The sequence below is a fragment of the Halomonas qaidamensis genome, from assembly GCF_025917315.1.
Classification (GTDB): Bacteria; Pseudomonadota; Gammaproteobacteria; order Pseudomonadales; family Halomonadaceae; genus Vreelandella; species Vreelandella qaidamensis.
Window position 1 is genome coordinate 2010030 of sequence record NZ_CP080627.1, and the last position, 13295, is coordinate 2023324.

Genomic DNA, 13295 nt, shown 5'->3' on the forward strand with positions numbered 1-13295 from the left:
ATGGCTGAGATTGTACTGAAATCCCTTGCCCATACTTATAGCGCGAATCCTCAATCGCCTGAAGACTACGCAATCCGTCAGATGGAACACGTATGGCACCAAGGTGGTGCCTATGCCCTACTTGGGCCATCGGGCTGTGGCAAGTCCACCCTGCTGAATATTATCTCTGGGCTACTTGAGCCGTCCGAAGGGGATGTATTGTTTGATGGACAGCGCGTGAATGAGCTGCCGCCTGAGGAGCGTAATATCGCTCAGGTTTTCCAGTTCCCAGTGATCTACGACACCATGACGGTGTTTGATAATCTCGCCTTTCCATTGCGCAATATCAATATTCCAGGTCATCGCATCACGCCAAAGGTAGAGGAAGTCGCCGAAATTCTGGAGTTAACTCCGCTGCTCAAGCGCAAAGCAAAAGGGTTAACGGCCGATGAGAAACAGAAGGTCTCTATGGGGCGCGGCCTTGTCCGCGATGATGTCTCGGCAATTCTGTTCGACGAGCCATTGACGGTGATCGACCCTCAGCTCAAGTGGAAGTTACGCCGTAAGCTGAAGGAAATTCACCAGCGCTTCAATATCACCATGATTTACGTCACTCATGACCAGCTGGAAGCCTCGACCTTTGCCGATAAAATTGCCGTAATGTATGAAGGTCAGGTGGTCCAGTTTGGTACCCCCCAAGAGCTGTTTGAAACCCCCGCCCATACCTTTGTTGGCTATTTTATCGGCAGCCCCGGCATGAATTTTATGGATGTTCACTACCATGCGGGTGACGTCATCTTTGCTGATATTCCACTGCCCATGCCGCAAGCGTTTGTGGATGCTATTGCTACTGCGAAAAGCTCGAATATAAAAGTCGGCATTCGCCCCGAGTTTGTCTCTGTACATGCCTCTAAGCGTGAAGGCGCTTTACCCGCTCTTAAGCGCCAAGTTCAGGACCTAGGCACTTATTCAATTGTTACCTTTGAGCTAGCTGGTCAGACGTTTAAGGCACGCTTGCCGGAAGGTCACCCTGAATTCGGAGACGATATTTATCTCACCTTCGATCACGATCAGTTAGGGCTGTTTGTGGACGAATACCGGGTGGAGGTTACCTCATGAATAATAAAGTCTATAACAACCGCGCCTGGCTATTAGTCCTGCCAATGCTGGTACTGGTAGCGTTTTCGGCCATCATTCCTTTAATGACCGTCGTCAACTATTCAGTACAGGACGTACTAGGCCCCAACGCCAGCTTCTTTACTGGCACCGAGTGGTTTCGCACCATGCTTAACGACTCGGCGCTGCAAGCTGCATTTGGTCGGCAGATACTGTTTTCACTGATTATTCTCACCATCCAGATCCCCCTGGGCATAGGCATTGCTTTGCTTATGCCTAAGAAAGGCTGGCAGGCGTCAGCAGTGCTGATTCTGATTACGCTCCCGTTGCTAATTCCATGGAACGTTGTTGGCAGTATCTGGCAAATTTTCACCCGCGGCGATATTGGGTTAATGGGCTGGGGTCTGCGCGAGCTAGGTATTAATTACAACATCACCCGTAATGCCGGTGACGCCTGGGCAACCATTATCTTAATGGATGTATGGCACTGGACACCGCTTGTCGCGATGCTCTGCTATAGCGGGTTGCGCTCTATTCCAGAAGCCTATTATCAAGCAGCAAGGATTGACCGGGCCTCTAAATGGGCAGTGTTTCGCTATATTCAGTTACCAAAGCTCACTAACGTTTTGGTTATCGCGGTACTACTGCGTTTTATGCACTCGTTCATGATCTACGCCGAACCGTTCGTTCTCACCGGTGGAGGACCTGGCAGTTCTACTACTTTCCTAAGTCAGTCGCTTGCCACTATGGCTATCGGTCAGCAGGACTTGGGCCCTTCTGCCGCCTTCTCAATCATTTACTTCCTGGTCATTTTGCTAGTGAGCTGGGTCTTCTACACCACCATCATGCATCTGCAAAAAGACAAGAATTCACAGGGAGGCGCGTGAGATGACTTACCAACTTGAAAACACCCAACAGGGTGAAAAATACAACACTATTTTCAGTAAGGTTCCAGCAGCTGAGCGGCGCAAGCGTAACTCACGCTCTCGGTTAAGAAAGCGAGTGCTACTGGGTATTTACATTGTGCTGCTGATGCTACCCCTTTATTGGCTACTCAATATGTCGCTGCAGACTAACAGCGAGATCCTTGGGTCAATGACGCTATGGCCGCAGAACCTGACCTTTGATAATTACATTGGCATCTTCACTAACCCAAGCTGGTACATGGGGTACGTCAACTCCATCATGTATGTGGTGATGAATATGATTATCACCATGTTAGTGGCACTGCCTGCCGCCTATGCCTTTAGCCGTTACAAGTTTATCGGTGATAAACATCTATTTTTCTGGCTATTAACAAACTTGATGGCACCGCCAGCGGTCTTCCTGCTGCCCTACTTCCAGCTGTATTACTCTGTTGGGCTATTTGACACCCACATTGCGGTGGCCATGGCGCATTGCTTGTTCAATATCCCGTTAGCTATTTGGATCTTGGAAGGCTTTATGAGCAGCGTTCCTAAAGAAATCGACGAAACCGCTTATATCGATGGTTACAGTTTTCCTAAGTTCTTCGTCAAGATTTTCATTCCCATGATCAGTTCTGGTATCGGCGTCGTACTGTTCTTCCTATTCATGTTCTCCTGGGTTGAACTGCTGCTGGCGCGAACATTAACTGCCACCGATGCACAGCCTATCGGCATGATTATGACAAGAACATCCACGGCTTCGGGTATCGACTGGGGCACACTGGCCGCCGCCGGTATGTTAACCATCGTTCCCGGCATTCTAGTGGTTTACTTCGTACGCAATCACATCGCTAAGGGCTTTGCCCTGGGCCGCACCTAAGAGGAGTAAATCTCATGTCCTGGATGGTATGGACCTTACCGACGGCTATTTTCTTTTCTTCCATTGCGGCCATGTTGGCAGGCATGACGATCTGGGAACTGCGTTCACCCAGCATTGAAAGAAAAGGCTTTTTACCTATATCGACCACCCGAGGTGACCGCCTGTTTATTAGCCTGCTGTCAGCCGCCTTTATTCACCTGGGTGTTATTGGATTCACGTCACTTTCGATTTGGATTGCACTGGCACTATCAGCGGTATGGCTGCTGGTGTTAATGCGCTGGGGATAGCCCTAGCGTTAAGTACGGCAGTATCAAGGACGCTCATGCTATCAAGGAAGAACACAATAAAACGAGGTCAACATGCGTAATAACAAGTTCAAACTTACTACTCTCGCCGCCAGTCTTATGCTCGCATCAGGGACACTGATGGCCGACGATCACGATGCGCGGGCAATCGCGGAGCGCTTGGTCGACGAACATTTCCAAAACTCGACCCTAAGTCGTGAAGAGCAAATTGAAGAGCTTCTTTGGTTTGCAAAAGCAGCTGAGCCTTTCCGCGGTATGGATATTCAAACTGTCGCAGAAGGCTTAACCACCCACGTCTATGAAAGTGAAGTACTGGCAGAAGCATTCAGTGAGTTAACTGGTATCAACCTTACTCACAATATTATCGGCGAAGGCGACGTCGTTGACACCATGCAAAACCAGATGCAATCAGGCAACAGCATCTATGACGGCTTTGTTAATGATACCGACTCTATCGGCACGCACATCCGCTACGGCACTACCATCAACCTCACGCAGGCAATGGAAAACGAATGGGCAGATTACACACTGCCCACACTGGACCTAGACGACTTTATTGGCTTGCAGTATGGCACCGGCCCAGATGGTAGCTTATTCCAGCTACCTACTCAGCAATTTGCTAACCTTTACTGGTTCCGCTATGACTGGTTCCAGCGTGAAGACCTGCAAGAGCAGTTCCGAGAAATTTACGGCTATGATCTCGGAGTGCCCACCAACTGGACGGCTTACGAAGATATTGCCGAGTTCTTTACCGATCATGTCGGTGAAATCGATGGAACTACCGTCTATGGCCACATGGATTACGGCCGTCGTGATCCATCACTTGGCTGGCGTTTCCACGACTCCTGGCTCTCCATGGCAGGCATGGGCAGTCCTGGCGTGCCGTCTGGCAACCCAGTTGACGACTGGGGCATTCGTGTCAACGAAGATAGCCAGCCGGTAGGCGCTAGCGTTAGCCGTGGCGGTGCGACCAACTCGCCAGCGTCTGTCTTTGCAATGCAAAAAGCGGTTGATTGGCTTCGTGACTACGCTCCTGAAGAAGCCCAAGGCATGACCTTTGGTGAGGCCGGCCCAGTTCCCGCCCAAGGCCATATTGCCCAGCAAATTTTCTGGTATACCGCCTTCACAGCAGACATGACCGACCCTGCCGTGGCAGTAACCGACGATGAAGGCAACCCGCTATGGCGTATGGCCCCTTCCCCCACTGGCCCGTATTGGGAAGAAGGCATGAAAGTAGGCTATCAAGACGTGGGGGCATGGACATTCTTTGACTCCACACCTGAAGATCGCCGTACCGCTGCTTGGCTATTTGCCCAGTTTACGGTGGCCAAAACAACCTCTCTTGAAAAACTGATGGCTGGCCTAACGCCTATTCGCGAGTCTGACATTTTCTCTGAACAGATGACCGAAATGGCACCTAAGCTTGGCGGTTTGGTTGAGTTCTACCGCAGCCCCAACGAATCCAACTGGACACCTACGGGCACCAACGTACCCGATTACCCACGTATGGCTCCACTGTGGTGGCAAAACCTAGCGCCGGTAATGAGTGGTGAAGTTACTCCTCAAGAGGGTTTGGATAAGCTAGCAGCAGACATGGATAACACCATGCACCGCTTAGCACGCGCAAACGTCTTCGACAGCTATGCCCCAATGCTTAACGAAGAGCGCGACCCGCAATACTGGCTGGATCAAGAAGGCTCTCCTAAGCAGAAGCTTGATGATGAAATGCCGCAAGGAACTACCGTTCCTTACGATGAAATGATGGAAGCTTGGATGGAAGCGGGTACCCGCTAATCCTTTTGGGCGGGCAGTTGCCCGCCCCTTTCAGGCCGACACTAGGTTTCATCAGCGGCAAGCAAATAACAGCAGGGCTGGCTGGTCTACTTAGGCTTATTGCTTTGTTGTCATGTTGAAACCGCTACCTAAATACGGGGCTTTTTCTTTGTTAATTGGAACCGCTATGAAACTGCGTAACCGGAATATTGAGAAATTGCACACTGACGACTTTGACGCACTAATCATCGGTGGCGGCATTAATGGTGCAGCGACCGCCGCTGCGCTTGCAGGAAAAGGTGCTAAGGTCGCTTTAATAGACCGCGGTGATTTTGCGGGAAGCACCAGTATGCACTCCTCTAACTTAGTTTGGGGGGGCATTAAATATATGGAAAGCAAGGATTTCGCATTAGTTCGTAAACTGTGTAAAAGCCGTAATCACTTGATTAAAAGTTACCCTTCTACCGTTCAGGAAATTCGCTTTCTTACCACTATCAGCAAAGGTTTCCGCCATTCGCCAAAGTACTTATGGGCAGGTACCTGGCTCTACTGGCTCATGGGCAATGGCTTTACTAAGTTGCCTCGTTTACTGTCCCCTAAAAACATTAAGCAAGAAGAGCCAATTATTGATATCGAAGGTTCAATAGGCGGGTTCGAATACTCAGATGCCTACCTACACGATAATGATGCCCGGTTTGTATTTAATTTTGTTCGTCATTCGCTTAATTATGGAGCGATTGCAGCCAATTATGTTGAGTCTCTTGGTGCTGAGCGCGAGGGACAGTACTGGATAACAAAAGCGCGTAATGTGATGGATGGCAGCACGTTTAACATTCGCTCAAAAGTATTAATTAATGCTGCTGGCCCGTGGGTAGACCAGCACAACGCGCTCACCGGAGAAAAAACCACCCATCAGCACCTTTATTCAAAAGGTATTCACCTTATCGTCCCGCAATTAACCAAAAAAAAACGGGTTCTTGCGTTCTTTGCCGACGATGGACGACTGTTTTTTGTCATCCCTATGGGAAACCGTACTTGTATCGGCACCACTGATACGCATATGGAACATCCAGAGGTCGATGTCACTGCTGAAGATATCGACTTCGTATTAGAAAATATCAATAAGCGTCTAACGTTAGAAAAGCCACTGACACAAGACGATATTATTTCAACACGCTGTGGTGTTCGCCCGCTAGCCATCAAAGCGGATCAAGGTAGCGATCGCGATTTTCTCCAGCTGTCGCGTAAACACGTGATCGATACCAATGCGGATAGCGCCCACATCAGTATTTTTGGCGGTAAATTAACCGACTGCTTGAATGTAGGCGATGAAATTGCTGAAGAAGTAGTTAGGTTAGGCGTTAACCTCAGCGATATTAACTATCGCTGGTATGGTGAGCCGCCAGAGCCCGTTAAACAGCAATTTATGGATCAGGCTAAGCGGATGGGGTTAGATGCGATGACCGCCCCGACATCCACTGAACCACTCTCCTCGCGGTTATGGCGTCGTTATGCTGAGCAGGCCATGCAAATGCTAGAAAAGATCCGCCAAGACCCTACGGAGGCTGATATTCTCATTGAAGGTACCGAGTATATTCGTTGCGAACTAGAGCATGCCCGGGACCATGAAATGATTACTCAATTGGAGGACTTCTTGCGCCGAAGAGCTAAGGTCTCGCTGGTTGTCCACCATGAGCAGTTGCGTCACTCTAAGGGGCTGAAAGAGGCGTGCCAAGTTCTATTTGGGGATCAAGCGGAAGAGCGCTTTGCCACCTACTTTGCTGAGAATCGCGACACATCACAGCCCTACGTTGCCTAAGCAGAGCCACAGCATACTCGTTGATCAACCATCAACCATCAACCATCAACAACATCAAAAAGCCGCTATCATCGATAGCGGCTTTTGCGTATTGAAGTAACCAATAAATTGTTGTTAATTCGAACGCACGCGATTTACGGCGTCTAGCCAACCTTGATATAACGCATCCCGGGTTGTCTCTTGCATTGTTGGCGTAAAGCTCTTTTCGCACCGCCAGAGTTGTTCAATTTCTTCCAGTGTGTCGTACCAGCCCAAACGCAAGCCTGCCAAGTAAGCGGCTCCCAGCGCTGTTGTTTCAAGAATCGTGGGTCTATCTACCTGAACGTTAAGCATATCGGCTAAGAACTGCATCACCCAGCTATTCTTTACCATGCCACCGTCTACACGTAGATTACCTGGCGTAGCTTCCATATCGTCGTTCATGCAGTGTTGTAGGTCACGGGTTTGGTAACACACTGCTTGAAGCCCTGCCGCAACAATTTCGGCAATGCCAGTATCTCGGGTCAGACCAAAAATTGCCCCTCGCGCTTTAGGATCCCAATGAGGAGCACCCAAGCCAGTAAAGGCCGGCACCAAGTAAACGCTATGTCCGCTGCGAGTTTCTTTGGCAAGCGCCTCGGTCTCTGACGCATCCGCAAACAAATTCAATCCATCTCGCAGCCATTGAACAGTCGCCCCTGCAACGAAAATACTGCCTTCCATTGCATAGGTGGGCTTGCCGTTAATTCGGTAGCCTATCGTCGTTAATAGGCGGTTGCGTGATACCGACGGCGTATCTCCGGTGTTGACGATCATAAAACAGCCGGTGCCATAGGTGCTTTTTCCCATCCCTGGCTGAAAGCACGCTTGACCAACCAGCGCGGCCTGCTGGTCACCTGCAACACCGGCAATGGGGATAGATGCCCCTAACCAATGCGCGTCAGTGGTACCAAAATCATCGCTGGAGTCTTTTACCTCAGGCAGCATGTTGGCAGGAACGTTGAATAACGCTAACAGTTCCTCATCCCATGTTTGATTATGAATATTAAAAATAGCTGTCCGTGACGCATTGGTGGCATCAGTGACATGCTGTTTACCATTGGTTAATCGCCAAATTAAAAAGGTATCAATAGTGCCAAACAGTAACTCACCGCGCTGTGCACGCTCGCGGGCTCCTGCGACGTTATCGAGTATCCAGGCGAGTTTGGTGGCAGAAAAATAGGGGTCTATCAAGAGGCCAGTCTTCGCTTGTACTGCCTCAGTGTGCCCTTGATCGCGGAGTGTTTGACAAAGCTCAGAGGTGCGCCGATCTTGCCAAACAATTGCATTATAGAGAGGCTTACCCGTCTCTCTATCCCATACCACCGTGGTTTCACGCTGATTAGTAATGCCAATTCCATCAATCTGCTCTGGCAAAATACTCGCTTTTTCGAGCACCTCACGACAAGTGGCAATGACAGTCTCCCAAATATTTTCGGGATCATGTTCTATCCACCCATCTTGGGGGAAGTGCTGGGGGAATTCCTGTTGAGCAACCGCCTCTATTTGGCCTTGGCGGTCAAACAAAATGGCGCGCGAGCTGGTGGTACCTTGGTCAATGGCGAGAATAAAGGAGGACATATGGCGTTCACTTTGTTGTAGGTTCTTTCGATTTTGTATGTTTTGTTTCGCTTTATTATCATTCAAGGCTACTCCAGCCGCCCCAAATGCTCAAGTATGAAACTACTCTCCTTTATCCTTAACGCATTGGCGGCCATGCTACGCCATTGATTAGGCAACATACTTAGGCGATATGTAGCGCCACGCCATGCTGGGTCAACAACTGCTGAATGGCTTCGGGAGGCTTTCGATCGGTAAATAACGCATCAAGCTGAGAAATATTGCCCTGGCGAACCACTGGGTTGCGATGAAATTTAGAGTAATCGGCAGCCAAATAAACGCGGCGCGAATTGGCAATAATCGCCTGGGCAACACGCACTTCCTGGTAATCAAATTCAAGTAGCGAGCCATCCTCATCGATGCCGCTAATCCCGATAATGCCGTAATCGACTTTAAATTGGTTGATAAAATCGATCGTGGCTTCACCAATAATCCCGCCATCGCGAGAGCGAACTTGCCCACCAGCAATAATCACGGTGAAATCTTCTTTGTGCTGAAGAATAGCTGCCACATTTAAATTATTGGTAATGATTTCTAAGCCCTGGTGTTCAAGCAATGCCTGGGCAATCATTTCATTACTGGTACCAATATTAATAAACAGCGAAGAGTGATGAGGAATTTGCTGTGCTAAGCAGTACGCAATTCGCTCTTTTTCCTCTAAATGGAGTGTTTTACGCGTGCTATAAGCGGTATTAACAGTACTCGACTCTATACCTACACCACCATGCACACGACGCACCCGCCCTTCATTTGCTAGCGTATTTAAATCACGACGAATGGTTTGTGGTGTCACTGCAAAGTGATCGGTCAGCTGCTCAATACTCATATAGCCATGCTGGCGTACCAGCTCGACGATGGCATCCTGGCGAAACTGTTGGTTCATAAGCCCGGCCTGTCCGTTATTTATTGGTTTATAAGTGCTGTTCTCTATGGGCTATAGAGTAGCAAATTTTCGAAATTCAATAATACGAACATTGGCCACTCCTCTTGTGCTCGCTAAGTAACTGCCCCATTAAAGAGGCCATACCCATAAAATGGCAGGGATAGCGACCACCATCACCACTAACGAAAGCGGCAATCCGAGCTTCCAATAATCACCAAATTGGTAACCACCCGGCCCAAGTACGAGAGTATTGGACTGGTGGCCTATCGGCGTTAAAAACGCACAGGAGGCACTCACCGCCACCACCATTAGAAAAGGGTCGAGTGACACGCCAAAGCCTTTGGCAAGACTCGCAGCAATGGGTGCCATTAATAACGCGGCGGCGGCATTATTGACGACATTGGAAAGCAACATTGAAAGAATAAAGAGTCCCGCTAATGAAACAATAATGGGCCACTCAACGCCAAACCGGAGTAATGCGTCAGCAATAATGTCGGCACCACCACTCGTTTCAAGCGCCTCTCCTACCGGTAGCATGGCCGCAAGAAGAACAATCACGGGACCATCAATGGCCTGATATCCTTCCCTCAATGGCAGGACACCAATTAGCAGGGAAATCAGCGCTGCTGAACTCATCGCAACGGCTGCTGGCAGCAGATCAAATAGCATCGCAAGAATAGCGAGGGCAAAAATACCAATCGAGAGCGCTAATTTTCGTGGCTGCCCTAAATGAAGTTCACGGTTGGCCAGCGGCAAACACCCCAGGGTCGCTAAGCTATCAGCTATTTCGTTTTCACTGCCTTGTAACAGCAGAACATCGCCTGTTTGAAAACGAATGTCCCGAAGACGCTGCTTTAAACGCCCTCCATCGCGGGCCACCGCGACTAAATGCAGACCGAATTGCTGGTTTAGCCGCAGCTGGCGAACGCTTCGATTAACCATCATCGAATCGCTGCGCACTACTGCTTCAATTAACTGCAAACCCTCCGTATCAACAGGCTGGCGCTCATCCAACGGTTGTGAAGCCCCGTTTTCACTATCAGCTTCATCACGGTCAGTCTCATTATCTTCTTCTGGCTCTGCAATAGCACTCAGCCCTACTTTATCTTCTAGCAGTTTTAATTCATCAGGCCCTGCTTCTAATAATAAAATATCGCCTTCTTGAAGCACCCCATGAAATGAATACCCGGCTCTGCGATTATCTTCCCGCACCACGGCAAGTACCGGAATAGTCTCTTCTAGCTCATCATGAAGCTGATGCAGTGTCAGACCATTGGCCTTTGATTCTTCTGTCACCTTTAGCTCGACTAGGTAATTAGCCGTATCAAACATTTCCTCGGTCGACGCCTGTCCACTGCGCTTAGGCGTCAATCGCCAGCCTACCAGCACAATAAATACAAGGCCGACCAGTGCTACCACTACCCCCACTGGGGTAAAGCTGAACATACCGAAGTTTTCACCGGTGACATTGCCGCGGTAGGTAGAAATAATGATGTTAGGCGGCGTACCAATCAGCGTGGTTAAACCGCCCAGCAATGAACCAAAAGCAAGCGGCATCAACAGTAGCGATGGCGACGTATTATGTTCACGGGCAAGACGCATTGCCACCGGCAACAGCAGCGCCAGCGCACCCACATTATTCATCACCCCAGAAAGCACCACGACCGTACCAACCAACACCAGCAACTGCAGCAGCAGTCGCTCACCTACTTTCAGAACTTGGTTGGCAATAATATCGACGACACCAGAACGTTCAAAGCCACGGCTAATCACTAGCACTGCGGCCACTGTAATGACAGCCGGGTGCCCAAACCCCATAAAGGCATCATCTGCGGGAACCAGCCCTAGCATTACCGAACCGAGCAACGCCGCAAGCGCGACTAAATCATAGCGAAACCGCCCCCACATAAAAGCAGCAAGCGTTAACCCCAAAACGATAAAAACCAGCGTGCTGGGCGTAAGCCCAATGCTTTCCATTATCATGCGATGTCCTTCTCCTTGGGTTGGGTACGCTCGGCTTATGCGCCAACTAACAACACATTAGATGATGACTATACGACCGTATAGTCTTAGGAGAGCAGAACAATAAAAGAACAATAAAAAGCCTGACGAGGCCAGGCTTTTATATAAAACAGTTGATTAAAAACTACTTTTTCATTCGTGCTAGCAATCGCTCAACCGCTTCAAGATGCTCCGGCTCGTTATGACACATGCCTTGAAAAACCGCACACACATCTAAAAATGCTTTTAACTCCATATCTGGTGCCAATTTCATCAACCGCTTGGTTAAGCGGGTCGCTTTTGGCGGCTGTGCCGCGATACGCGTAGCATGAGTCATGGCGGTAGTCATTAATGCATCCGGTGCAACCACTTCCAATACCACACCATAAGCTAACGCTTCTTCGGCATTGATAATCCGGCCTGAAAGCGTCAGCTCGAAAGCGCGTTGATAGCCTATCTGACGCTGCATAAACCAAGCGCCTCCATCACCTGGAATGATCCCTAGGTTTAAAAAGGTTTCACCAAACGTGGCGTTGCTAGAAGCAACGCGAATATCCGCCATATTGGCTAGGTCAAATCCCGCCCCAATGGCTGCGCCATTGACAGCTGCGATAATTGGCACCTCGACGTTACTTAGCGCCAACGGTATGCGCTGAATACCTCGACGGTAGCGTTCAGCCACTTCCGCTACGTCGCCTGCGAAATCGCCCCCACGTTCAGCCATGTCTTTGACGTTACCCCCGGCGCAGAAGGCAGATCCCGCACCAGTGATCACTAATACAGATACGTCGCTTGCGGTATTCAGCCACTCAGCCGTTGTGACGATATCATCAACCAGTGCGGTGCCCGTTAGCGCATTACGCACATCGTGGCGGTTTAAGGTCAGCGTTGCCACCCGGTGCTCCAGGGTCAGGGTAGCATCGATAAGTTTAGGTAACGTCTGGCTCATTGATTGCACTCCACAGGTATTCGGGCTAAGGCAGAAGAATAGTTGAGCCTGTTGTTTTACGGCTTTGCAGGGCATCTTGTGCCTTTCCTGCATCCTGGAGCGGGTAGCGATTGGCTACATCAATACGAAGCTTGCCGCTTTCGATCATGGCAAAAAAGTCATCGCACATCATTTCAAGACGCTCACGGGTATCCGCATAGCCGTTCAGACTTGGCCGCGTTACATACAGCGCACCTTTTTGGTTCAGAATACCAATGTTCACGCCATCTACTGGTCCAGATGCATTGCCAAAGCTAACCATTAGCGAACGAGGCTTTAGACAATCTAACGACATTTCCCAGGTATCTTTTCCTACCGAATCATAAACGACGTCGCACATATCACCATTCGTTAGCTCGCGCACCCGCTCAACCACATTCTCTTCGCTGTAGTTGATCGTCGCCCATGCCCCATTGGCCATGGCAAGGTCAGCTTTCTCCTTTGAGCTAACCGTACCGATTAACTTAACGCCCAGCGCCTTGGCCCACTGGCAAGCTATCGAACCAACGCCACCAGCAGCAGCATGAAAAAGAATGGTCTCGCCGCCCTTTAATTCATAGGTTTGGCGCAGCAAGTACTGCACGGTTAAGCCTTTCAGCATGCTGGCCGCTGCGGTTTCAAAATCAATAAAGTCCGGCAGCTTGACCACTTTGGCGGCTGGCAACGTATGCAATTCTGCATAGGCACCTAAGGGGCCTTGGGCATACGCTACTCGGTCTCCCTCTTTTAAATGGGTAACGCCTTCACCTACAGCGTCGACAACCCCGGCACCTTCCGTCCCTAAGCCAGAAGGCATGGAGGGAGCAGGATAAAGCCCCGTCCGAAAATAGATATCAATAAAATTCAGGCCTACTGCTTTATTCTCAATGCGCACTTCGCCAGCACCGGGAGCTTTAGGCTCTGTCTCGACCCACTCCAACACCTCTGAACTACCCGTTTTTGAAAATTGGATACGCTTTGGCATCTGGATAAACTCCTATTGTTAATTATTGGATATATAGCAGGCCA

At 49.6% G+C, this 13295-nt stretch carries 11 protein-coding genes; 6 read left to right on the top strand and 5 right to left on the bottom strand.

The annotated features are described in order from the left end of the window. From K1Y77_RS09350 to K1Y77_RS09375, 6 genes are all read left to right on the top strand, one after another. Window positions 1-1098: an ABC transporter ATP-binding protein gene (locus K1Y77_RS09350; protein ID WP_030072634.1), complete on the top strand. Its 1098-nt coding sequence runs from the start codon at window positions 1-3 to the stop codon at window positions 1096-1098. Next, window positions 1095-1982, top strand: a complete 888-nt coding sequence (locus K1Y77_RS09355) for a carbohydrate ABC transporter permease (RefSeq protein WP_030072632.1) — start codon at window positions 1095-1097, stop codon at window positions 1980-1982. Before K1Y77_RS09350 ends, K1Y77_RS09355 begins: the two co-directional genes overlap by 4 nt. Before the next feature lies 1 nt (window position 1983). Further along, window positions 1984-2880, top strand: coding sequence for a carbohydrate ABC transporter permease (locus K1Y77_RS09360; RefSeq protein ID WP_030072630.1), 897 nt, complete (start codon window positions 1984-1986; stop codon window positions 2878-2880). A gap of 14 nt (window positions 2881-2894) precedes the next feature. Next, entirely contained in the window at window positions 2895-3167 is a 273-nt protein-coding gene (locus tag K1Y77_RS09365; protein WP_009724636.1) for a DUF2160 domain-containing protein, read from the top strand. A 72-nt stretch (window positions 3168-3239) separates the two neighbouring features. Continuing rightward, entirely contained in the window at window positions 3240-4979 is a 1740-nt protein-coding gene (locus tag K1Y77_RS09370) for an ABC transporter substrate-binding protein (RefSeq protein ID WP_264428130.1), read from the top strand. Window positions 4980-5145: 166 nt separating this feature from the next. Further along, complete coding sequence (locus tag K1Y77_RS09375) at window positions 5146-6777, top strand: glycerol-3-phosphate dehydrogenase/oxidase (protein ID WP_264428132.1); 1632 nt, start codon at window positions 5146-5148, stop codon at window positions 6775-6777. Between the two features lie 114 nt (window positions 6778-6891). Here K1Y77_RS09375 and glpK read toward each other — a convergent pair whose 3' ends face one another. From glpK to K1Y77_RS09400, 5 genes are all read right to left on the bottom strand, one after another. Beyond that, on the bottom strand, window positions 6892-8376 hold the full coding sequence (glpK, locus tag K1Y77_RS09380; RefSeq protein ID WP_030072624.1) for a glycerol kinase GlpK: 1485 nt from the start codon (window positions 8374-8376) through the stop codon (window positions 6892-6894). A 163-nt stretch (window positions 8377-8539) separates the two neighbouring features. Then, window positions 8540-9298 (bottom strand): DeoR/GlpR family transcriptional regulator, encoded by a 759-nt coding sequence (locus tag K1Y77_RS09385; protein ID WP_030072622.1) that lies wholly within the window; start codon window positions 9296-9298, stop codon window positions 8540-8542. A gap of 129 nt (window positions 9299-9427) precedes the next feature. Further along, the gene (locus K1Y77_RS09390; RefSeq protein ID WP_264018175.1) at window positions 9428-11281 is read right to left on the bottom strand and encodes an SLC13 family permease; all 1854 of its coding nucleotides are present in this window, start codon (window positions 11279-11281) and stop codon (window positions 9428-9430) included. A gap of 163 nt (window positions 11282-11444) precedes the next feature. Further along, window positions 11445-12248, bottom strand: a complete 804-nt coding sequence (locus K1Y77_RS09395; RefSeq protein ID WP_264018174.1) for an enoyl-CoA hydratase-related protein — start codon at window positions 12246-12248, stop codon at window positions 11445-11447. A 25-nt stretch (window positions 12249-12273) separates the two neighbouring features. Continuing rightward, on the bottom strand, window positions 12274-13251 hold the full coding sequence (locus tag K1Y77_RS09400) for an NADPH:quinone reductase (protein WP_264018173.1): 978 nt from the start codon (window positions 13249-13251) through the stop codon (window positions 12274-12276). Between the last annotated feature and the right edge of the window lie 44 nt (window positions 13252-13295).

What these genes read in the sequence shown, in the direction of transcription:
- K1Y77_RS09400 (WP_264018173.1), bottom strand. Translation starts at nt 13,251, where the DNA reads ATGCCAAAGCGTATCCAATTTTCAAAAACGGGTAGTTCAGAGGTGTTG.
- K1Y77_RS09355 (WP_030072632.1), top strand. Translation starts at nt 1,095, where the DNA reads ATGAATAATAAAGTCTATAACAACCGCGCCTGGCTATTAGTCCTGCCA.
- K1Y77_RS09385 (WP_030072622.1), bottom strand. Translation starts at nt 9,298, where the DNA reads ATGAACCAACAGTTTCGCCAGGATGCCATCGTCGAGCTGGTACGCCAG.
- K1Y77_RS09390 (WP_264018175.1), bottom strand. Translation starts at nt 11,281, where the DNA reads ATGATAATGGAAAGCATTGGGCTTACGCCCAGCACGCTGGTTTTTATC.
- glpK (WP_030072624.1), bottom strand. Translation starts at nt 8,376, where the DNA reads ATGTCCTCCTTTATTCTCGCCATTGACCAAGGTACCACCAGCTCGCGC.
- K1Y77_RS09395 (WP_264018174.1), bottom strand. Translation starts at nt 12,248, where the DNA reads ATGAGCCAGACGTTACCTAAACTTATCGATGCTACCCTGACCCTGGAG.
- K1Y77_RS09375 (WP_264428132.1), top strand. Translation starts at nt 5,146, where the DNA reads ATGAAACTGCGTAACCGGAATATTGAGAAATTGCACACTGACGACTTT.
- K1Y77_RS09365 (WP_009724636.1), top strand. Translation starts at nt 2,895, where the DNA reads ATGTCCTGGATGGTATGGACCTTACCGACGGCTATTTTCTTTTCTTCC.
- K1Y77_RS09360 (WP_030072630.1), top strand. Translation starts at nt 1,984, where the DNA reads ATGACTTACCAACTTGAAAACACCCAACAGGGTGAAAAATACAACACT.
- K1Y77_RS09350 (WP_030072634.1), top strand. Translation starts at nt 1, where the DNA reads ATGGCTGAGATTGTACTGAAATCCCTTGCCCATACTTATAGCGCGAAT.
- K1Y77_RS09370 (WP_264428130.1), top strand. Translation starts at nt 3,240, where the DNA reads ATGCGTAATAACAAGTTCAAACTTACTACTCTCGCCGCCAGTCTTATG.